The organism is Mycolicibacter minnesotensis (assembly GCF_010731755.1).
Lineage (GTDB): Bacteria > Actinomycetota > Actinomycetes > Mycobacteriales > Mycobacteriaceae > Mycobacterium > Mycobacterium minnesotense.
In genome coordinates, this window is record NZ_AP022589.1 from 2,085,234 (window position 1) to 2,105,430 (window position 20,197).

18 protein-coding genes are annotated in these 20,197 nt (G+C 66.5%); 7 read left to right on the plus strand and 11 right to left on the minus strand.

Annotated elements, in window-relative coordinates:
* The first annotated feature begins 185 nt into the window (after window positions 1–185).
* On the plus strand, window positions 186–1,370 hold the full coding sequence (locus G6N09_RS09655) for a glycoside hydrolase family 3 N-terminal domain-containing protein (RefSeq protein ID WP_083026476.1): 1,185 nt from the start codon (window positions 186–188) through the stop codon (window positions 1,368–1,370).
* A gap of 78 nt (window positions 1,371–1,448) precedes the next feature.
* The gene (locus G6N09_RS09660) at window positions 1,449–2,075 is read left to right on the plus strand and encodes a TetR/AcrR family transcriptional regulator (protein WP_083026479.1); all 627 of its coding nucleotides are present in this window, start codon (window positions 1,449–1,451) and stop codon (window positions 2,073–2,075) included.
* Window positions 2,076–2,103: 28 nt separating this feature from the next.
* Here the strand turns inward: G6N09_RS09660 and G6N09_RS09665 are convergent, their stop codons facing one another.
* Both G6N09_RS09665 and G6N09_RS09670 read right to left on the minus strand, forming a co-directional pair.
* A complete protein-coding gene (locus tag G6N09_RS09665; protein ID WP_083026564.1) occupies window positions 2,104–2,946 on the minus strand; it encodes a MaoC/PaaZ C-terminal domain-containing protein in 843 nt (280 codons plus the stop codon).
* Between the two features lie 5 nt (window positions 2,947–2,951).
* Entirely contained in the window at window positions 2,952–4,325 is a 1,374-nt protein-coding gene (locus G6N09_RS09670; protein WP_083026566.1) for a 3-oxoacyl-ACP reductase, read from the minus strand.
* Between the two features lie 107 nt (window positions 4,326–4,432).
* Here G6N09_RS09670 and G6N09_RS09675 point away from each other — a divergent pair, with 107 nt between their 5' ends.
* Window positions 4,433–5,812 (plus strand): acetyl-CoA C-acetyltransferase, encoded by a 1,380-nt coding sequence (locus tag G6N09_RS09675; RefSeq protein WP_083026481.1) that lies wholly within the window; start codon window positions 4,433–4,435, stop codon window positions 5,810–5,812.
* Window positions 5,813–5,951: 139 nt separating this feature from the next.
* Here G6N09_RS09675 and G6N09_RS09680 read toward each other — a convergent pair whose 3' ends face one another.
* The 3 genes from G6N09_RS09680 to G6N09_RS09690 all read right to left on the minus strand — a co-directional run bounded on the left by G6N09_RS09680 (window position 5,952) and on the right by G6N09_RS09690 (window position 9,643).
* Window positions 5,952–6,680, minus strand: coding sequence for a DJ-1/PfpI family protein (locus tag G6N09_RS09680; protein WP_083026483.1), 729 nt, complete (start codon window positions 6,678–6,680; stop codon window positions 5,952–5,954).
* Between the two features lie 11 nt (window positions 6,681–6,691).
* Window positions 6,692–7,660, minus strand: coding sequence for a GlxA family transcriptional regulator (locus G6N09_RS09685; RefSeq protein ID WP_083026568.1), 969 nt, complete (start codon window positions 7,658–7,660; stop codon window positions 6,692–6,694).
* A gap of 147 nt (window positions 7,661–7,807) precedes the next feature.
* Entirely contained in the window at window positions 7,808–9,643 is a 1,836-nt protein-coding gene (locus tag G6N09_RS09690; RefSeq protein WP_083026485.1) for an acyl-CoA dehydrogenase, read from the minus strand.
* A 284-nt stretch (window positions 9,644–9,927) separates the two neighbouring features.
* On the opposite strand from G6N09_RS09690, the gene G6N09_RS09695 reads away from it, so the two are divergent.
* Window positions 9,928–10,404 carry a flavin reductase family protein gene (locus G6N09_RS09695; protein ID WP_109558949.1) on the plus strand — a complete coding sequence of 159 codons (477 nt, stop codon included), beginning with the start codon at window positions 9,928–9,930 and terminating at the stop codon, window positions 10,402–10,404.
* A gap of 60 nt (window positions 10,405–10,464) precedes the next feature.
* Window positions 10,465–11,325, plus strand: a complete 861-nt coding sequence (locus tag G6N09_RS09700) for an inositol monophosphatase family protein (protein ID WP_083026491.1) — start codon at window positions 10,465–10,467, stop codon at window positions 11,323–11,325.
* Between the two features lie 38 nt (window positions 11,326–11,363).
* Here G6N09_RS09700 and G6N09_RS09705 read toward each other — a convergent pair whose 3' ends face one another.
* From G6N09_RS09705 to G6N09_RS09725, 5 genes are all read right to left on the minus strand, one after another.
* Window positions 11,364–12,119 (minus strand): succinate dehydrogenase/fumarate reductase iron-sulfur subunit, encoded by a 756-nt coding sequence (locus tag G6N09_RS09705; protein WP_083026493.1) that lies wholly within the window; start codon window positions 12,117–12,119, stop codon window positions 11,364–11,366.
* A complete protein-coding gene (locus G6N09_RS09710; RefSeq protein WP_083026495.1) occupies window positions 12,119–14,038 on the minus strand; it encodes a fumarate reductase/succinate dehydrogenase flavoprotein subunit in 1,920 nt (639 codons plus the stop codon). The genes G6N09_RS09705 and G6N09_RS09710 overlap by 1 nt, the downstream gene beginning before the upstream one ends.
* A 42-nt stretch (window positions 14,039–14,080) precedes the next feature.
* Complete coding sequence (locus G6N09_RS09715; RefSeq protein WP_046188671.1) at window positions 14,081–14,911, minus strand: succinate dehydrogenase subunit SdhC; 831 nt, start codon at window positions 14,909–14,911, stop codon at window positions 14,081–14,083.
* Window positions 14,912–14,980: 69 nt separating this feature from the next.
* On the minus strand, window positions 14,981–15,277 hold the full coding sequence (locus tag G6N09_RS09720) for an Rv0250c family protein (protein WP_083026571.1): 297 nt from the start codon (window positions 15,275–15,277) through the stop codon (window positions 14,981–14,983).
* A gap of 165 nt (window positions 15,278–15,442) precedes the next feature.
* Entirely contained in the window at window positions 15,443–15,898 is a 456-nt protein-coding gene (locus tag G6N09_RS09725) for an Hsp20/alpha crystallin family protein (RefSeq protein ID WP_083026498.1), read from the minus strand.
* A gap of 220 nt (window positions 15,899–16,118) precedes the next feature.
* On the opposite strand from G6N09_RS09725, the gene nirB reads away from it, so the two are divergent.
* Together nirB and nirD are read left to right on the plus strand one after the other, a co-directional pair.
* Complete coding sequence (gene nirB / locus G6N09_RS09730; protein ID WP_083026502.1) at window positions 16,119–18,686, plus strand: nitrite reductase large subunit NirB; 2,568 nt, start codon at window positions 16,119–16,121, stop codon at window positions 18,684–18,686.
* Window positions 18,683–19,051 (plus strand): nitrite reductase small subunit NirD, encoded by a 369-nt coding sequence (gene nirD / locus G6N09_RS09735; RefSeq protein ID WP_083026504.1) that lies wholly within the window; start codon window positions 18,683–18,685, stop codon window positions 19,049–19,051. The genes nirB and nirD overlap by 4 nt, the downstream gene beginning before the upstream one ends.
* Here the strand turns inward: nirD and G6N09_RS09740 are convergent.
* Complete coding sequence (locus G6N09_RS09740; protein ID WP_234807041.1) at window positions 19,048–20,166, minus strand: uroporphyrinogen-III synthase; 1,119 nt, start codon at window positions 20,164–20,166, stop codon at window positions 19,048–19,050. The two genes, nirD and G6N09_RS09740, sit on opposite strands and share 4 nt — an antisense overlap.
* Between the last annotated feature and the right edge of the window lie 31 nt (window positions 20,167–20,197).

Genomic DNA, 20,197 nt, shown 5'->3' on the forward strand with positions numbered 1-20,197 from the left:
TGGCCCCCGCCCGCCAAACTAGCACGTGGGCCTCTGGTGCTCGGCGGTTCAGTGGGGCTCGACCTAGGAGAGGCGAGGCTGGGGCCGCCGCATGAGCCCGGCGGTTCAGTGGGGCTCGACGTAGGAGAGGCGAGGCTGGGGCCGCCGCATGAGCCCGGCGGTTCCGGCCGTGACAGCATGGTGCGATGCCTGGATCGCTGACTCGCCAACTGCCCGGTCTGCTGCTGAGCGCCGCGCTGCTGCCCGCCCTTGTCACGTCATGCTCGCACGATCGTGAGAAGTCGGCGCCCACGTCTGAGGCATCCCCGGCAACACCGTCGACCGCCGCACCCGCGGACCCGGTTTGCGAGGGGGTGGCGGCACTGTCGGCCCGCGACAAGCTGGCCCAGCTGGTGATGGTGGGGGTCCGCGACGCGGCGGATGCACGTGCCGTGGTTGCCGATCACCACGTCGGCGGCATCTTCATCGGCAGTTGGACCGATCTGGCCTTGCTCACCGATGGGTCGTTGAAGGAGATCAAGGCAAGCCAAGCGCCATCCGGCCCGCTGCCGCTGGCCGTCAGCGTGGACGAGGAGGGCGGCCGCGTGTCGCGGCTGTCGTCGCTGATCGGGACGTCGCCGTCGGCCAAGGAATTGGCGCAGACCCGCAGCGCCGAGAAGGTCCGTGAGCTGGCGGCCGAGCGGGGCCGCAAGATGGCCGACCTCGGTATCACTGTCGATTTCGCACCGGTCGTCGACGTGGTGGACTCCGACACCGATGACGACACGGTGATCGGTGATCGTTCGTTCGGCTCGGACCCGGCCAAGGTCACCGAGTACGCCGGAGCGTACGCGCAGGGGCTCCGTGACGCCGGGTTGTTGCCGGTACTCAAGCACTTCCCCGGCCACGGCCACGGCTCCGGGGACTCGCACACCGCAGGAGCCGTGATCACCCCGCCGCTGACGCAGCTGCAGGACAACGACTTGGTGCCCTATCGCACCCTGGTCACCCAGGCCCCGGTGGCGGTGATGATGGGTCACCTCGAGGTGCCCGGGCTGACCGAAGATCCAGCCAGTCTGAGCCCTGCTGCGGTCGCGCTGCTGCGTACCGGCACCGACTACCACGGGCCGGCCTTCGACGGCCCGGTGTTCAGCGATGACCTGTCGTCGATGGCGGCGATCACCGAGCACTACGGGGTCGCCGAAGCGGTGCTGCGCAGCTTGGCGGCCGGTGTCGACATTGCGCTGTGGGTCACCACCGACGAGGTGCCGGCGGTGCTGGACAGGTTGGAGCAGGCACTGTCCGCCGGCGAGCTGAAGCAAGAGGCCGTCGAGGCCTCGCTGGCGCGGGTGGCCGCGGCCAAGTTGCCCGGTACGCACTGCCACGGTTGATTCCGGCGGCGCGGGCAGCAAACAAGTTACTCTTCGGTAAGATCGTGCCGAGGGGGAGCGCGGAAGGACCTCGAGGCGATGGCAGCTGGTAGCAAGCGATTACCGCGAGCCGTGCGCGAACAGCAGATGCTCGACGCCGCGGTGCAGATGTTTTCGATGAACGGCTACCACGAGACGTCGATGGATTCGATCGCCGCGGCCGCGCAGATCTCCAAGCCCATGCTCTACCTCTACTACGGCTCCAAAGAGGAATTGTTCGGGGCATGTCTGGATCGCGAACTGCGTCGCTTCGTCGAGTCGGTGCGTACTGATATCGATTTTCAACAGTCCCCGAAAGACATGCTGCGCAATACGATTCGGTCATTCTTGCGCTACATCGATGCCAACCGGGCGTCGTGGATCGTGATGTACACCCAGGCCACCAGTTCGCAGGCGTTCGCCCACACCGTGCGCGAAGGTCGGGAACGAATCATCGAGTTGGTGGGTCGGTTGCTGCGGGCAGGTACACGTAAGCCCGAACCGGGCCTCGACTTCGAGTTGATGGCAGTGGCGCTGGTGGGCGCTGGCGAAGCGATCGCCAGCCGGGTCAGCACCGGAGACACCGACGTCGAGGAAGCGGGCCAGTTGATGATCGACCTGTTCTGGCGAGGGCTCAAGGAGGCTCCGGGAGGCCGCGACGGCGGCGACACCGCCGCGGCCGGGTAACTCCGCCCGCGGCCTCAGGTCCAGCCGGCTACAGCGCCCGCACTGCCCCGGTCAGGTAGGGGTAGCCCTTGGAGACGTTGCGTAGTGAAAGATCCCAGCCGCCCTCGACCTTGTCGACGTAGAGCCCTGGGCTGGCCGGAAGCAACATCGGTTTGCCGAACCGCACCGTGTAGTCCACCGCGTCCGGAAGCGCGCCTTCGATGTTGGCCAGAACCGTTGCTGCGGAGAACATCCCGTGCGCTATCGCGGTGGGAAACCCGAACAGCTTGGCGCCGATCGAGCTGGTGTGGATCGGGTTGTGATCGCCGCCGGCCGACGCGTAGCGACGAATCTGTCCCGGCGTCACCCGCAGCACCGCGTTGGGCGGTCCCAGTTTGGGCTGCTTGGCCGGTGCGGGCTTCGGCTCGTCGGACAGGCTGGTGCGCTGCTGGTGCAAGAACGTCGTCACCTGATGCCAGGCCGGGTCGTTGCCGACGCTGATGTCGGTGACGATGTCGACCAGCAGGCCCTTGCGATGCTCCCGCAGATTCTCTGCGTGCACCGTGACTGCGACGGTGTCGGTGACAGCGATCGGGCGATGGCGGGTGATCCGGTTCTCGGTGTGCACCGAGCCCATCGCCGCGAACGGGAAATCGAACCCGGTGGCCAACTCCATCACGGTCGGGAACGTCAACGCGAAGGGATAGGTAAGCGGTACCTGGTCGGCGAAACGCAGGCCGGTGACGGCCGCGTAGGCGGCGACGTGGTTGGGATCGATGGTCAGCGCGTCGACGCGCAGCGTCCGATTCGGCAGGGTTTGCGCGCGCGAAACAAAGGGCAGCGCGCCAGCGACCGCGCGCACCATGTTTCTCAGGCCACTTGGTTGGGACATCCGACTCACGCCCCCAGCATGGCTTGGCCGCAGACCCGGATGGTGTTGCCGGTCACCGCGTTCGATGCCGGGCTGGCGAAGTAGCCGATCAACTCGGCGACATCGACGGGCTGACCACCCTGGAACAGCGAGTTGAGCCGACGGCCTACCTCGCGGGTGGCCAGCGGGATCGCTGCCGTCATCTCGGTCTCGATGAACCCCGGGGCGACGGCATTGATCGTGATGCCCTTCTTAGCCAGCGTCGGAGCCAGCGCTTCGGTTAGGCCGATCATGCCGGCCTTGGTGGCCGCGTAGTTGGTCTGGCCGCGGTTGCCGGCGATCCCGGCCATCGACGACAGGCCGATCACCCGGCCGCCCTCACCGATGCTGCCGCCTGCGACCAAGCCCTCGGTGAGACGCTGCGGCGCGAGCAGGTTGACGGCCAGGACCGCGTTCCACCGAGCGTCGTCCATGTTGGCCAGCAACTTGTCACGAGTGATGCCGGCGTTGTTGACCAGCACGTCGGCTTTGCCCCCGTGGTGCTCGGCGAGGTGTGCGGCGATCTGATCCACCGCGTCGTCGGCGGTGACATCCAGGGCCAGCGCGGTGCCGCCCACTCGGGAGGCCGTCTTCTCCAGTGCCTCGGCGGCCTGCGGCACGTCGATCGCCACCACCTTGGCGCCGTCACGGGCGAACACCTCGGCAATGGTGGCACCGATGCCGCGCGCCGCGCCGGTGATGATCGCGACCTTGCCCTCCAGCGGCCGGTCCCAGTCGGCGGGGGCCGTCGAGTCGTCGGCGCCCACGTAGAACACCTGGCCGTCGACGTAGGCAGAGCGGGCCGAGAGGATGAATCGCAGCGTCGACTCCAGGCCGCTGGCTCCGGGCTTGGCGTCCGGCGACAGGTACACCAGCTGCACCGTGGCGCCGCGCTGCAGTTCCTTGCCCAACGAGCGGGTAAAGCCCTCCAGCGCGCGCTGGGCAATCTGCTCGTCGGCGCTACCGGTCTCCTTAGGGGTGGTGCCGATGACGACCAGCCGGCCGCAGCGGCCCACATTGCGCAGCAGCGGGGTGAAGAACTCATGCAGCGCGGTCAGCCCGGCGGGGGAGGTGATGCCGGTGGCGTCGAAGACCAGCCCGCCGAACGAGTCGGCCCAACGGCCGCCCAGGTTGTCGCCCACCAGCTCGTAGTCGTCGGCCAGTGCGGCGCGTAGTGGCTCGACCACCCGGCCTGACCCGCCGATCAGCAGGGGTCCGGCCAGGGCCGGCTCGCCGACCCGGTAACGGCGCAGGGTCTCGGCCTGCGGAACGCCGAGCTGCTTGGACAGAAACGATCCGGGGGTCGAGCCCAGGATCTGGGACAACAGGTCCGAGGAGAGCTTGGGGGCCTTGGGGGGCATGGTGCTGCCTTCCATGTGGGGACGTGCCTGGTGCGGGCCACGGTGTCGACAACGAACTTACTCCAGAGTAAGAATACTGGGTAGTATCAGGCCGACCGTCCCCGGCAATGCGGGGGACCCACCATCAGAGACGAGAGATCGTGGCATCTGCATCTGCTGCTAAAACTGCCGAGGCAACCGCCGGCACGCGACGCCGTGTCGCCGTCCTCGGGGGCAATCGCATTCCGTTCGCGCGCTCCGACGGCGCCTACGCGAACGCGTCCAACCAGGACATGTTCACCGCAGCGCTGGGCGGCCTCATCGATCGGTTCGGCCTGGCCGGCGAGAAGCTGGACGCGGTGATCGGCGGGGCGGTGCTCAAGCACAGCCGCGACTTCAACCTGATCCGCGAATCGGTGCTCGGCTCTGCGCTGTCGCCCTACACGCAGGCGTTCGACCTGCAGCAGGCCTGCGGCACCGGGCTGCAGGCGGCGATCTGCGCCGCCGACGGAATCGTCGCCGGTCGCTATGAGGTGGCCGCCGCCGGCGGGGTGGACACCACCTCGGATGCGCCCCTGGCAATCGGCAATGAACTGCGCCGCACGCTGCTTGCACTGCGCCGGTCGAAGTCCAACGTGGCGCGCCTGAAGCTCGTCGGCAAGCTGCCCGCCGCGCTGGGGGTGGAGATTCCGGCCAACAAGGAGACTCGCACCGGCCTGTCGATGGGGGATCACCAGGCCATCACCACAAAGCAGATGGGCATCAAGCGGGTCGACCAGGACGAACTGGCCGCAGCCAGCCACCGCAACATGGCCGCCGCCTATGACCGCGGCTTCTTCGATGACCTCGTGACGCCGTTCCAGGGGCTCTACCGCGACGACAACCTGCGGCCTCAATCCAGCCCGGAGAAGCTCGCCACGCTCAAGCCGGTGTTCGGCGCCAAGGCCGGTGACGCCACCATGACCGCGGGCAACTCCACCCCGCTCACCGACGGTGCGTCGGTGGCGCTGCTGGCCAGCGAGGAGTGGGCCGCCGCGCGCAATCTGACTCCGCTGGCGTATTTCGTCGACGCCGAGACCGCCGCGGTGGACTACGTCAATGGCGCCGACGGCCTGCTGATGGCCCCGACCTACGCGGTGCCGCGACTACTCGCACGCAACGGTCTGACCCTGCAGGACTTCGACTTCTACGAGATCCACGAAGCGTTCGCCTCCACGGTGCTGTGCCACCTGCAGGCGTGGGAGTCCGACGAGTACTGCACCCAGCGGCTGGGACTGGATTCGGCGCTGGGTGCCATCGACCGCTCCAAGCTCAACGTCAACGGCTCATCCCTGGCGGCTGGGCACCCGTTCGCGGCCACCGGTGGTCGGATCGTGGCGCAGGCGGCCAAGCAGATCGCCGAGGCCAAGGCCGCCAAGAAGGGTGCCGCGAAGAACAAGCCGGTGCGCGCGCTGATCTCGATCTGCGCCGCCGGAGGACAGGGCGTCGCCGCCATCCTTGAGGGGTAGCGCCCGGCTGTTCCCGATTGTGGTTTGACCGACGGCGAAGCCGGGTACTGCAGAGGCTGTGGTCGGCTTCGTGAGGTCGTCTGCCCCCAGCGGCACCGCGGTGCAGCCCGCCGGTGGCTCGCCGTTGAACTGAGGGGATTCAACGGCGGGTCATTTGGCCCCGTCGGCCGCGGGCGGCGCCGATGGCCCGGTCCCACAGCAGCAGTGCGCTCGCCTTCAACTGTGCCGGCTTCGCCACTTCCCTGACCATGAGTGCGGTGGCCGCCGCCTTGGTCTGCGCCGTGGCTTTGGACATGTGGCCGGAGTCGAACGGCGGCTGCGGGTCGTACTCCATCGACAGCTGGATCGCTTTGGCACGGCCCTCACCACCGATCTGGCCGGCCAGCCACAACCCGAGGTCGATGCCGGCTGACACCCCGGCGCAGGTGACGATGTTCCCCTCGTGCACGATGCGCTCGTCTCCGACCGCGGTGGCGCCGAAGGCCTTCAGAGCCGGTAGCGCCATCCAATGCGAGGTTGCGCGCCTGCCAGTGAGCAACCCGGCAGCGCCCAGCACGATCGAACCCGAGCAGACCGATGCCGTCCACGTCGCCGTCCGGTGGGCCGAGCGGACCCAGTCCAGCAGCTTCTCGTCGCGGGCATGCTCCATGGTCGTCATCCCGCCGGGAATCACGATCACGTCGGGGGCGGGAGTTTCGGCGAAGGAATGCGTCGCACCGACCACGAGGACTCCCGAGTCGGCGGTGATCGGGCCGGGCTGGTGCCACACGAAGTGCACCTCTGTGTCGGGGAGCCAGCGCAGGGCCTCGTAGGGGCCGATGAAGTCCAGCGCGGTGAAGCCGGGATAGAGCACGACGGCGATCTGCATGGGTGTTCCTTTCAGGCGAACGTCTTGCGGTAGTGGTCGGGTGAGACGCCGAGTCGGCGAATGAAAGTCCGTCGTAGGGTTTCTGCGGTGCCGAATCCGCAGCGTCCGGCGATCGCGACGACGGTGTCGTCGGTCTCCTCGAGCTGCCGGCGCGCGGCTTCGGTACGCACTCGCTCCACGTAGGCGCCCGGCGCCATACCTACCTCGTCGGTGAATACCCGGGTGAAGTGCCGGGGACTCATCGCGGCCCGGGCCGCGAGGTCGCTGATTCGGTGCGGGCCACCGGGTTCGGATTCGATCAGCTCCTGCACATCGCGGATCGGGGTGCGCCGGGAACGTGGCAGCCATCCCGGTGCCGCAAACTGGGACTGGCCGCCGGGGCGGCGTAGATACAACACCATCCAGCGCGCCGTGGTCTGTGCCACCTCGGTCCCGTGGTCTTCTTCGACCAGCGCCAGTGCCAGATCGATCCCCGCGGCGACGCCCGCCGCGGTCCACACCGACTCCGAACTCCGGACGAAAATGGGCTCGGGGTCGACGGTGACCGCCGGAAACTCGCGAGCCAGCGCGTCGGCGAACGCCCAGTGTGTGGTGGCCCGGCATCCGTCGAGCAGGCCCGCCTGCGCGGCCAGGAACGCCCCGGTACACACGCTGACCACGCGCCGGGTGTGCATCGAGGAGCGGCGGAGCCATGCCACGGTCTGTGCGTCCGCCTGCGCTGCTTGGACGCCGATGCCGCCGGGGAGCACCAGGGTGTCTATGGGCTCGCCGGGGGATGGCAGCGGCCCGGGAGAAAGGGTCAGTCCCCCGCTGGTGGCGATCGGCGCGCCGTCGACGCTGGCCACCGTGACCCCGTAGCCATCCTCGCCGCGGCCCTGACCGAAGAGTACGAGCGTCGCGGTGGCGAAGACCTCCGCGGGCCCGAAGACGTCGAGAGCCTGGATGCCGGGATAGCCGAGGATGACCACGGTGCGTGTCATTGCACCAGTGTCGGCCCCGGGCGCGATGGCGTCTACGCCATACATCCCACAGATCAGGACAAGCCGCATCGACCGAGCCCCAGCCCGGAAATGCAGCAGGCCCCCAAGGGGTCTCCCCGGGGGCCTGCGCGGTCTGTGCTCAGCGCTTTAGAACGCTGCTTCGTCGAGCTCCATGATGTCGTTGTCGATGTTCTCCAGCACCGTGCGGGTGCTGGTCAGCAGCGGCAGGAAGTTCTTGGTGAAGAACGACGCCACCGCGATCTTGCCCTCGTAGAAGGACCGGTCGGCGCCTTGGGCGCCGGCGTCGAGCTTCTCCACCGCCACCGCGGCCTGGCGGGTCAGCAGCCAGCCGATCATGAGGTCGCCCACGCTCATCAGGAAGCGGACCGAGCCCAGGCCGACCTTGTAGATGCTGGAGATGTCCTCCTGCGCGGCGATCAGGTAGCCGGTCAGCGTCGCCGCCATGCCCTGCACGTCGGCCAGCGCGGTCGCCAGCAGTTCGCGTTCGGCCTTCAGTCGACCGTTGCCCGTCTCATTGGAGATGAAGGCTTCGATCTCGCCTGCGACGTGGCCTAGTGCGGCGCCCTTGTCGCGGATGATCTTGCGGAAGAAGAAGTCCTGTGCCTGGATCGCTGTGGTGCCTTCATAGAGCGAGTCGATCTTGGCGTCACGGATGTACTGCTCGATCGGGTAGTCCTGCAGGAAGCCGGAGCCGCCCAGGGTTTGCAGGCTCTCGGTGAGCTTGGCGTAGGCCTGTTCGGACCCGACACCCTTGACGATCGGCAGCATCAGGTCGTTGATCTTTACGGCCAGGTCGGAGTCCACCCCGTGCAGGATCTTGGCCACGTCGGAGTCCTGGAAGGTGGCGGTGAACATGTACAGCGCCCGCAGTCCTTCGGCGTAGGCCTTCTGAGTCATCAGCGACCGTCGGACGTCCGGGTGGTGGGTGATGGTCACCCGGGGCGCGGACTTGTCGGTCATCTGGGTCAGATCGGCGCCCTGGACCCGCTCCTTGGCGTACTCCAGTGCGTTGAGGTAGCCGGTGGACAGGGTGGCGATGGCTTTGGTGCCCACCATCATTCGGGCCTGCTCGATAACCTCGAACATCTGCGCAATCCCGTTGTGCACGTCGCCCACCAGCCAGCCCTTGGCCGGCACGCCGTGCTGGCCGAAGGTCAGTTCACAGGTGGCCGAAACCTTCAGGCCCATCTTGTGCTCGACGTTGGTGACGAAGGCCCCGTTGCGTTCCCCAAGCTCACCGGTTTCGAAGTCGAACAGGAATTTCGGTACGAAGAACAACGACAGTCCCTTGGTGCCGGGCTTGGCGCCCTCGGGACGCGCCAGCACCAGGTGGAAGATGTTCTCGAACAGGTCATCGGAATCGGCCGAGGTGATGAATCGCTTCACACCGTCGATGTGCCACGAGCCGTCTTCCTGCTGGACGGCTTTGGTGCGGCCGGCACCCACATCCGAACCGGCGTCCGGCTCGGTCAGCACCATGGTCGAGCCCCAGCTGCGTTCGGCGGCGAGGACGGCCCACTTCTTCTGTTCCTCGGTGGCGATGTTGTAGAAGATGTTGGCGAAGCCAGCGCCGCCGCCGTACATCCAGATCGCGGGGTTGGCGCCCAGGATGTGCTCCTGCAACGCCCACATCAGTGCCCTGGGCATCGGTACGCCGCCCAGTTCTTCAATGACACCGATCCGGTCCCAGCCGCCGTCGAGGTTGGCTCGCACGGACTTCTTGAAGGACTCCGGCAGTTTGACCGTGTGGGTCTCCGGGTCGAATACCGGCGGGTTGCGGTCACCGTCGACGAAGGACTCGGCGATCGGCCCCTCGGCCAGCCGGACCATCTCGTTGAGCATCTCCCGGGCGGTCTCGAGGTCCAGGTCACTGAAATTGCCCTGGCCGAATGCCTGGTCCAGGCCGAATACCTCGAACAGGTTGAAGACCTGGTCGCGGACATTGCTCTTGTAGTGGCTCACTACTTCCTCCTCATGGAATGCCACTTGATGGTTGGGTACTCGGGATTAAGTTACCCACCAGTAACGTAACCTGAAATATACTCGCCAGTAGCCATAGTGCAAGCTGATGTGAGCTACGTCCTTCGATCGGGTAACCAACCGGTTGGTCTCCGCCCGGGAATCTGGTCGTCAACGGCCCATCTGCCGAGGCCACGGGCCCGGCGGGTAGGGTTCGGGGCGAAAACCACAGACCAGACGAGCCGAATGGGTCCCCGGTGAATCCCCACGTGAGTTCCGAGAGCAAGCTGACCCCGCTGACCCCCACCTCGCTTCGGGAAGCGTTCGGGCATTTCCCTACCGGGGTGGTGGCGGTGGCCGCCGAGATCGACGGTGTTCGGGTCGGCCTGGCAGCCAGCACCTTCGTACCGGTCTCGTTGGAGCCCCCATTGGTGTCCTTCTGCGTGCAGAACTCCTCGAGCACGTGGCCGAAGCTCCAGGACTCGCCGCGGTTGGGTATCAGCGTGCTCGGCGAGGCGCACGACGTGGCGGCCCGCACCCTGGCCGCCAAGACCGGTGATCGATTCGCCGGGTTGGAGACGGTGACCAACGATGGAGCGGTGTTCATCAAGGGCACCGGGGTGTGGCTGGGCAGCTCGATCGAACAGTTGGTCCCCGCCGGCGACCACACCATCGTGGTGCTGCGAGTGTGTGAACTCACCGTGGATCCCGAGATCGCGCCGATCGTCTTTCACCGCAGCGGCTTTCGCCGGCTCGGAGGTTAGGCCCCCGTCGCGGCGCCGGCGAAGGTGCGGCGATCGCCACAGATGTGCTGCGATGGGCAGATGGCTCCGCATAGCAGTGACCCGGTCGAGTTGAGGATCATCGCCGAAACATTGGTGACCGAGGCCGCGGAATTCGTACGGTGTCGGCGCGCCGAGGTGTTCGGCGCCCCGGGTGCCGAGAATTCGCCTGGGCTGGTCCAGACGAAGAGCACCCCGACTGACCCGGTGACCGTGGTCGACACCGAGACCGAGAGCTTCATTCGGGACCGGCTGTCCGTGCTGCGACCCGGCGATGCGGTGCTGGGCGAAGAGGGCGGCGGTTCCACCGGCCACGAGCCCGACCTTGTGACCTGGGTGGTCGACCCGATCGACGGCACCGTCAATTTCATGTACGACGTCCCGGCATACGCGGTCTCGGTGGCGGCGCAGATCGGTGGGGTGTCAGTGGCCGGCGCGGTCGCCGATGTGGTGGGTGGCCGGATCTACTCTGCCGCCGCCGGATTGGGTGCCCAGGTGCTCGATCGGAACGGCTCGGTTGGGCTGCGGTGCACCGATGTCAGTGAGCTGTCACTGGCGTTGCTGGGCACTGGCTTCGGCTATTCCCCCCGGCGCAGAGCCGCTCAGGCGGAGCTGCTCACCCGGCTGCTGCCGGTGGTCCGTGACGTGCGCCGGATCGGATCGGCCGCACTGGACCTGTGCATGGTCGCCGCGGGGCGCCTCGATGCCTACTTCGAGCATGGGACCAAGCCCTGGGACTACGCCGCCGGCGCGCTGATCGCGGCCGAGGCGGGTGCGCGGGTGGTGCTGCCCAGCCCGGACGTCGACAGCGGGGAGGTACTGATTGCGGCGGCGCCCGGCGTCGCAGATGCCTTCATCGCACTGCTGCATCAGGCAGGCGGTTGGCCGCCGATGCCGGAGTAGCCGCCACGCGCGAGCACGCCGGTTCCCGCCTTACCGAGTCAGTCTGCTTTGCGCCGGAAGATCTTTCGGCCTAGCCAGACGACCGGGTCATAGCGGTTTCCGGCCACCCGCTCCTTCATCGGAATGATGGCGTTGTCGGTGATCGTGATGTGTTCCGGACAGACCTCGGTGCAGCATTTGGTGATGTTGCACAATCCGAGTCCGGCCTCGTCTTGGCCGAAGTCGCGCCGGTCGGCGGTGTCCAGTGGGTGCATATCCAACTCCGCCAGCCGGATGAACATGCGCGGTCCGGAGAACTGCTGCTTGTTCTCCTCATGGTCGCGGATGACGTGGCAGACGTTTTGGCACAGAAAGCATTCGATGCACTTACGGAACTCCTGCGAGCGCTCCACATCCACCTGCTGCATGCGGTACTCGCCGGGCTTGAGATCGGCCGGGGGCTTGAAAGCCGGCATCTCGCGGGCCTTCTGATAGTTGAACGAGACGTCGGTGACCAGGTCGCGAACCACCGGGAAGGTTCGGACCGGAGTCACCGTGATCGTCTGCTCCGGGTCGAACGTCGACATCCGTGTCATGCACATCAGCCGGGGAAGGCCGTTGATCTCGGCCGAACATGATCCGCATTTGCCGGCCTTGCAGTTCCAGCGCACCGCCAGGTCCGGTGTCTGGGTCGCCTGCAGCCGGTGGATGACGTCGAGCACCACCTCACCCTCGTTGACCTCGACCTCGAAATCCTGCAGTTCACCGCCGTCGACGTCACCGCGCCAGACTCGCAGCTGCGCGTTGTATGTCATTACGCTCTCCGTCCCGGATGTTGCGCCAGCTCTTGGTCGGTGTAGTACTTCTCCAGCTCGGAGATCTCGAACAGCTCCAGCAGGTCCTCGCGCATCCCGGTCTGGGCCTCGGGTGTGACCGTGATGTCGGGTACGACGCGGTCGTCCGAAGCCCGGCAGACCAGCAGGGTCTTGCGCCAGCTGGAGTCCATGCCCGGGTGGTCGTCTCGGGTGTGCCCGCCGCGGCTCTCGGTGCGCTGCAGCGCGGCCTTAGCCACGCATTCGCTGACCAGCAGCATGTTGCGCAGGTCAATCGCCAGGTGCCAGCCCGGGTTGTAGTGGCGTCCGCCGTCGACCGCCACGGCGGCGAACCGGGCTTTGAACTCCTCGATGCGAACCAGCGCCTGCTCCAACTCGCCCGCGTTGCGGATGATGCCGACCAGATCGTTCATCGACTGTTGCAGGTCGGAATGCAGCGTGTAGGGATTCTCCGGGTTACCGCCGCCGGCCGGCCCGTCGAACGGTGCCAGCGCCAATTGGGCCGCGGCTTCCAATGCTGCCGGGGTCACCGCCGGTCGAGCCGGTAGCGCCTGAACATACTGCGCCGCACCCAACCCCGCCCGGCGACCGAACACCAGCAGATCTGACAGGGAGTTGCCGCCCAACCGGTTGGATCCGTGCATTCCGCCGGAGCATTCGCCGGCGGCGAACAGCCCGGGTACCGCTGCGGCGCCCGTGTCCGGGTCGACCTCGATACCACCCATCACGTAGTGGCAGGTGGGCCCGACTTCCATCGCATCCTTGGTGATGTCGACTTCGGCGAGCTGCATGAACTGGTGGTACATCGAGGGCAGTCGCCGCTTGATCTCCTCAGCGGTCAGCCGCGAGGCGATGTCGAGGAACACCCCGCCGTGCGGCGAGCCGCGCCCGGCCTTGACTTCGGAGTTGATCGCGCGGGCCACCTCATCGCGCGGCAGCAGGTCTGGGGTCCGACGAGCCGAGTCGTTGTCTTTGAGCCACTGGTCGGCCTCTTGCTCGGTTTCGGCGTATTGGCCCTTAAACACCGGCGGGATGTAGTCGAACATGAACCGGGTGCCGTCGGAGTTCTTGAGCACGCCGCCGTCGCCACGTACGCCTTCGGTGACCAGAATTCCCTTCACGCTGGGTGGCCACACCATGCCGGTCGGGTGAAACTGAACGAACTCCATGTTGATCAGTGTTGCGCCGGCCCGCAGCGCCAACGCGTGTCCGTCTCCGGTGTACTCCCAGGAGTTCGACGTCACCTTGAAGGACTTGCCGATCCCGCCGGTGGCCAGCACGATCGCCGGTGCCTCGAACAACACGAAGTTGCCGCTTTCGCGCCAGTAGCCGAAGGCGCCCGAAACGGCGCCGGACGCTTCGTCCTTGAGCAGTTCGGTGATGGTGCATTCGTGGAAGATCTTGATCCGCGCTTCGTAGTCACCGAACTGGGCGTAGTCCTCCTGCTGCAGCGAGACCACTTTCTGCTGCATGGTGCGGATCAACTCCAGCCCGGTGCGGTCTCCGACGTGTGCCAGCCGTGGGTAGGTGTGGCCACCGAAGTTGCGCTGGCTGATCTTGCCGTCGGGAGTGCGGTCGAACAGGGCGCCGTAGGTCTCCAACTCCCAGACCCGCTCCGGTGCTTCCCGGGCGTGCAGTTCGGCCATCCGCCAGTTGTTCAGGAACTTCCCGCCGCGCATGGTGTCGCGGAAGTGCACCTGCCAGTTGTCCTTGGAGTTGACATTGCCCATCGACGCTGCGCAGCCACCCTCGGCCATCACGGTGTGTGCCTTACCGAACAGCGACTTGCACACCACCGCGACGCTCAGGCCCTGCTCACGGGCTTCGATGACCGCGCGCAGGCCAGCGCCGCCGGCACCGATCACGACTACGTCGTAGGAGTGCCGTTCGACTTCAACCATGAATCCTCACTCGTCTATGAGTTGACACTTCGAAAACGCTTGTCAGCCAATGAATCGCAGGTCGCTGATGGTGCCGCTGGCGACCAGCATGATGTAGAAGTCGGTCAGCATCAGGGTGCCCAGTGTGATCCAGGCGAACTGCTTGTGATGCACGTTGATCTTGCTGATCTGTGACCACATCCAGTACCGCACTGGGTGTTTGGAGAAGTGCTTGAGGCGCCCGCCGAACACGTGCCGGCACGAATGGCAAGACAAGGTGTACGTCCACAGCATCGCGACGTTGCCCACCAGAATGAGATTGCCCAGTCCGAAGCCGAAGCCATGTGGGCCGGTGTCGGAGTGGAATGCCCCGATCGCATCGTTGGTGTTGATGACGGAGATGACGGCGGCGATGTAGAAGAAGTAGCGGTGGCTGTTCTGGATGATCAGCGGAAACCGGGTCTCCCCGGTGTAATGGGCGCGGGGCTCGGGGACGGCGCACGACGTGGGCGACTGCCAGACCGTCCGGTAGTAGGCACCGCGGTAGTAATAGCAGGTCAGCCGGAAAAGCAACAGGAACGGCAACGACATCGCCGCGTAGGGAAGCCACCACACATCGGGCAGGAAGCGTGGCCAGAACTCGCTGGCCTCGGGGAGGCAGCCTTGGCTGACGCAGGGCGAATAGAACGGTGTCAGGTAGTGGTATTTCTCGACGAAGTAGTGGTTCTGCTGAAACCCGCGGGCCGTCGCATAGATGAGGAAGGCGGCGAAGCCCAGGTCGATCCTCAGCGGGGAGAGCCACCAGCGGTCGGTCCGCAGCGTCCGATTGGCGATCCGTGCGCGCGTCGCCGAGAAGACGCCGGGGCCGGGACGATTCACGGCGGGTGCGCTCATCTGGTGGGGTTCCCTTCGGCTGGAGTTCGTCGGAGGGCGCCCCTTATCGACAAGCAGCACCCGGTGGGTTCAGTACCTGCCTTGGCCGCCGACGCCCTCGTCGTCGACGTCGCGCCAGAATTCGCTGTCGTACTCGGTGTCGGGGATGGTGACCTTCTCGTGCGACCGCTCGGCCGCCCAGCGCTCCAAGTCCATCTCTCCGGCATCCGATTCGAGGAGCTGGACATCGGTGAGGATGCGTTCGGCGTCCAGTTCTATGCGGCGCATTCCGGGAATGTCACCGACGCGGGTCTTCAGCCCCAGCACGCAGCGCCGCAGGTCACCAATCAGGGTGTGCAGTTCGGCGAGTTCGGTAGTGCTCGACACCAGGCCTCCTCGGGTGGTACAGCTCACAGTACGTCCACCCGATGCTAGTCACATCTGGAACCGAACGTGAGACAGATCACGTTGTCCGCGGGACGTGTTGGGCGCCGAAAAGCCCCCGAACGCAGGTGTGTGCGGGGGCTTTCGGGCCGGTGTGGCGGTGCCGGGCTACTTGGTGATGGTGATCCGCTGCGGCTGGCTGCCGGCGTACACGCCCGCTACCCGCACCGTCAGAACGCCGGCGTCATAGGACGCAGAGACGGCTTCGCCGGTGACGTTCGCGGGAACTGCGAACGAGCGGCGGAACGCGCCGTAGCGCACCTCGCGAAGCGTGCGGTGGGTGTCGCCCTCGGTGTCGGCATGCTCGTCGCGGCGTTCGCCGTGGATCACCAGTCGACCACCGCCCAATTCGATCGTCACGTCCTTGTCGACGTCGATGCCGGGTAGCTCCAGCCGGACCACCGCGTCGTCGCCGTCCTTGATGATCTCGGCGGCCGGGTGTAGTCCGCTCGAAGCGGGCGATCGCCAGTCGTTGGCCGTGGCCGGGCCGAAGAAGTCTCGGACCCAACGGTCGGTGTCGGAGGCGGGCTTGAGTGGACGCTGCCAGAGTGTCAGAGTGCTCATGGGTCTCTCCTTTGAGGTGATTGCCGCGTGCCGGTCTGGTGCCGGTCCGTCACCGAGTAGAACTTGAGTCGACCGCGCTAAAGTTCCGCGTTCGCCATGGGTGAACACCAGCGCATATGCCCTTCGGTGTGACCTGGGTCACATTTGCGTGAGCACACCTTCACGCATTTGTAACGTAGAGCGATATACCAGCAATGATTGATTGCCTAATCTTTTTTGTATGACCACGATCGAAACGCCGCGCGCCGTCAGGGACCTTGTGGTGGTCGGCCACGGCATGGTGGGCCACCGCTTCGTGGAGGCGCTCCGTAGCAGGTCAGGCGACGAGAACTGGCGGGTCACGGTGCTTGCCGAGGAGGCCGATCCCGCCTACGACCGCGTCGGGCTGACCTCCTACACCGACGGCTGGGACAGGACGCGGCTGGCGCTGCCCGGCAACGACTACGCCGGCGACGAACAGGTGCGGCTGCTACTGAGCACCCGAGTCGCCCGCCTCGACCTCTCCGACAAGTCGGTGGTCGCCGCGGACGGTCGGCGCTACGGCTACGACACCCTGGTACTGGCGACGGGATCGCGTGCATTCGTACCGCCGGTCCCCGGCCACGATCTGCCCGGTTGCCACGTTTATCGAACCCTGGATGATCTGGACGGGATCCGGGCCGACATCGAATGCATGCTCGAAGTCGGCAACAGTCGCGCCGGAGTGGTGATCGGCGGCGGACTGCTGGGTCTGGAAGCGGCGAACGCGTTGCGCGCCTCCGGGGTCGAACCGCACATCGTCGAGATGGCACCGCGGCTGATGCCGCAGCAGCTCGACGATGCCGGTGGGGTGCTGCTGAGCCGGATGATCTCGGATCTGGGCATCGCGGTGCACGTCGGCGTCGGCACCGAGGCGATCGAGCAGCTCACCCACGAGCACGGGTCGCCGAGCCTGCGGGTGCGCCTGTCCGATGGCACCGCGATCGAGGCCGGTCTGGTGATCTTCGCCGCCGGTGTCCGCCCCCGTGACGAGCTGGCTCGTGAGGCCGGACTGGCAGTCGCCGATCGGGGCGGGGTCTTGACCGACCTCTCCTGTCGGACAAGCCAATCCGATGTCTACGCGATCGGCGAGGTCGCCGCCATCGAAGGCGTCTGCTACGGCTTGGTGGGACCTGGCTACACCAGCGCAGAGGTGGTCGCCGACCGGCTGCTCGACGGCTCGGCAGAATTCGGTGAGGCCGATATGTCGACCAAGCTCAAGTTGCTCGGCGTCGACGTCGCGAGCTTCGGGGACGCGATGGGAGCCACCGAGAATTCCCTGTCGGTGGTGATCAACGATCCGGTGAAGCGAACCTACGCCAAGCTGGTGCTGTCCGACGACGCGAAGACGCTGCTCGGCGGGATTCTGGTGGGCGACGCATCGTCTTACGGCGTCTTGCGTCCGATGGTCGGCGCCGAACTGCCCGGCGACCCGCTGGACCTGATCGCACCGGCCGGCGCGGGTGAAGGCAAGACCACCTTGGGGATCAGCGCGCTGCCCGGTGCGGCGCAGATCTGCTCCTGCAACAACGTCACCAAAGAGCAGCTGTGCGAGGCGATCGGCGGCGGTTGCCACGATGTGCAGAGCCTCAAGGGCTGCACCAAGGCAGGGACCTCCTGCGGATCGTGCATCCCGCTGCTCAAAGAACTGCTGGTGGCCGAGGGGGTGGAGCAGTCCAAGGCGCTGTGCGAGCACTTCGCCCAGTCGCGCGCCGAGCTGTTCCAGATCGTGCAGGTCACCGGTATTCGTACCTTCTCCGACCTGCTGGATCGGTTCGGCACCGGCCACGGCTGCGATATCTGCAAGCCCACCGTCGCCTCGATCTTGGCGTCCACCGGCTCCGAGCACATCCTCGACGGTGAGCAGGCTGCCCTACAGGACACCAACGACCACTTCCTGGCCAACATTCAGCGCAACGGCAGCTACTCGGTCGTTCCGCGGGTTCCCGGGGGTGAGATCAAGCCCGAACACCTGATCCTGATAGGTCAGATCGCCCAGGAGTTCGGCCTATACACGAAGATCACCGGCGGACAGCGCATCGACATGTTCGGTGCCCGGGTGGACCAACTACCTCCCATCTGGCGCAAGTTGGTCGACGCCGGAATGGAATCTGGTCAGGCCTACGGCAAGTCGCTGCGGACGGTCAAAAGCTGCGTCGGTAGTGATTGGTGTCGCTATGGGCAGCAGGACTCCGTGAAGATGGCCATCGACTTGGAGCTGCGCTACCGCGGGCTGCGTGCGCCGCACAAGATCAAGATGGGGGTGTCCGGCTGCGCTCGGGAGTGCGCCGAGGCGCGCGGCAAAGACGTCGGCGTGATCGCCACCGAAGTCGGCTGGAATCTCTATGTCGGAGGCAACGGGGGGATGTCGCCCAAGCACGCCCAGCTGCTCGCCAGCGACCTCGACACCGAGACGGTGTTTCGCTACGTCGACCGATTCCTGATGTTCTACATCCGCACTGCCGACCGGTTGCAGCGCACCGCGCCGTGGATCGAGTCGATCGAAGGCGGCCTCGACCACGTCCGCGATGTCGTCTGCGACGACTCGTTGGGGCTGGCCGAGGAGTTCGAGTCCGAGATGGCCCGCCACGTCGACAACTACACCGACGAATGGAAGGGGGTTCTCGACGATCCGGAGAAGTTGTCGCGGTTCGTGTCGTTCGTCAACGCCCCCGACGCCGAGGACCCCACCGTCGCGTTCACGGTGCGCGACGGGCGCAAAGTCCCTTTACCCGTCCCAGTCCTGCGTTCATCTAAGGAGGAATCATGAACAACAGCAACATCGAAACCTGGACCACCGCTTGCCATTACGACAGTCTGCTGCCCGGACTCGGTGTCGGTGTGTTGCTGGCCGACGGCAAGCAGGCCGCACTGTTTCGCTTGGACGACGGCTCGATCCGCGCGGTGTGCAACATCGATCCGTTCTTCCGGGCGGCGGTCATGTCCCGCGGGATCGTCGGCGACCGTGGCGGGCGGCTGTCGGTCATCTCGCCGTTGAAGAAGCAGGCGTTCGCCCTCGACGACGGCAGCTGCCTGGATGACCCCGAGGTGTCGGTGCGGGTGTACCCGACCCGGATCACCCCGGACGGCTATGTGCAGGTCGGCCAGGTCGGTCCCCAGAGGGCTGTCGCCTAGCCGGCCGCCTGGCCCATGCTCAGATCCATGTCCGCCTGATCCACCGCCAAGCGGTATCCCCGTTTGACGACGGTGGCGATGATGTTCTTGTCGCCCAGGCTGGTGCGCAGCCGCAGCACAGCGGTCTCCACCGCGTGGGTGTTGGCCCCGTGGCCAGGCAGTGCCGCTAGAAGCGTCTCGCGTGAGACGACTCTGCCCGGCTGGTGCGCCAGTGCGCGCAGTGTGGCCATGCCCGCCGGCGAGACCGGCCTGGACACCCCGTCGACCGAGACTCCGCTGCCGCTGATCTCGATACGGTGACCGGCCGCGGAGATGATGTGGGTGCGCAGTCGCGGCAACTCATCGGCGATGTGTCGGGCCAACGCCCCCAGCCGCATCCGCTTCGGCGCCGAGGTCGGAACACCCAACAGTTCCAGTGGCCGCGCCGTCAACGGCCCGATGCACATGGCCTGTACGTCGGATCGCAGTGCGCGCAACAAGGCGTCGGAGATACCCAGTTCGGCCGCACGAGTCAGCGTCGCCATGACAGCCGCCGCGGAGGTGAAGCTGACCGCGTCGAACTGCCGCTGCGAAATCTGGATCGCCAGCTTGTCGAACTCACCGCCGGGCCGGGCCGGCCGCCACCGGTAGACCGGGATGGGCAGCACCTCGGCTCCGGCTTTGCGGAACTGCTCTAGCAGCTCCGGTACCGGATCCCAGTCACCGGTGGTGCCGTGCAGCTGAACCGCGATGCGGGCACCGGCGATATCGGACTTGAGATAGTCGGCGATGGCCGCAGATGACTCGGAATCGGGGGACCACTCCTCGGGCAGGCTGACGGTGCGCAACGCTTCCACCGCTTTGGGGCCGCGCGCCACGATCCGCGCGGTGGACAAGGCCGCGATCAGCTGCTCGGCCAGACCCCATCGGTGTGCGGCCCCGATCCAGCCGCGGAAGCCCATCGCGGTCGTCACCACGAGCACGTCGGGCGGCGCCTCGATCAAGGATTCGGTACGCCCGCGCAGCGCGACGTCGTCGGTCAGATCGATCATGGTGATGGCCGGGGACGCGCAGACCGTGGCGCCGTGGCGCCGAAGCAGGTTGGCGAGCTCGTCCGCGCGTCGCGCTGATGTCACCGCGACGCGGTAGCCGCAGAGAGAGCCGGCC

Coding starts and splice junctions, on each gene's coding strand:
- G6N09_RS09655 (WP_083026476.1), top strand. CDS start 186: ATGCCTGGATCGCTGACTCGCCAACTGCCCGGTCTGCTGCTGAGCGCC.
- G6N09_RS09660 (WP_083026479.1), top strand. CDS start 1,449: ATGGCAGCTGGTAGCAAGCGATTACCGCGAGCCGTGCGCGAACAGCAG.
- G6N09_RS09665 (WP_083026564.1), bottom strand. CDS start 2,946: ATGTCCCAACCAAGTGGCCTGAGAAACATGGTGCGCGCGGTCGCTGGC.
- G6N09_RS09670 (WP_083026566.1), bottom strand. CDS start 4,325: ATGCCCCCCAAGGCCCCCAAGCTCTCCTCGGACCTGTTGTCCCAGATC.
- G6N09_RS09675 (WP_083026481.1), top strand. CDS start 4,433: ATGCGGGGGACCCACCATCAGAGACGAGAGATCGTGGCATCTGCATCT.
- G6N09_RS09680 (WP_083026483.1), bottom strand. CDS start 6,680: ATGCAGATCGCCGTCGTGCTCTATCCCGGCTTCACCGCGCTGGACTTC.
- G6N09_RS09685 (WP_083026568.1), bottom strand. CDS start 7,660: ATGACACGCACCGTGGTCATCCTCGGCTATCCCGGCATCCAGGCTCTC.
- G6N09_RS09700 (WP_083026491.1), top strand. CDS start 10,465: ATGGCTCCGCATAGCAGTGACCCGGTCGAGTTGAGGATCATCGCCGAA.
- G6N09_RS09705 (WP_083026493.1), bottom strand. CDS start 12,119: ATGACATACAACGCGCAGCTGCGAGTCTGGCGCGGTGACGTCGACGGC.
- G6N09_RS09710 (WP_083026495.1), bottom strand. CDS start 14,038: ATGGTTGAAGTCGAACGGCACTCCTACGACGTAGTCGTGATCGGTGCC.
- G6N09_RS09715 (WP_046188671.1), bottom strand. CDS start 14,911: ATGAGCGCACCCGCCGTGAATCGTCCCGGCCCCGGCGTCTTCTCGGCG.
- G6N09_RS09725 (WP_083026498.1), bottom strand. CDS start 15,898: ATGAGCACTCTGACACTCTGGCAGCGTCCACTCAAGCCCGCCTCCGAC.
- nirB (WP_083026502.1), top strand. CDS start 16,119: ATGACCACGATCGAAACGCCGCGCGCCGTCAGGGACCTTGTGGTGGTC.
- nirD (WP_083026504.1), top strand. CDS start 18,683: ATGAACAACAGCAACATCGAAACCTGGACCACCGCTTGCCATTACGAC.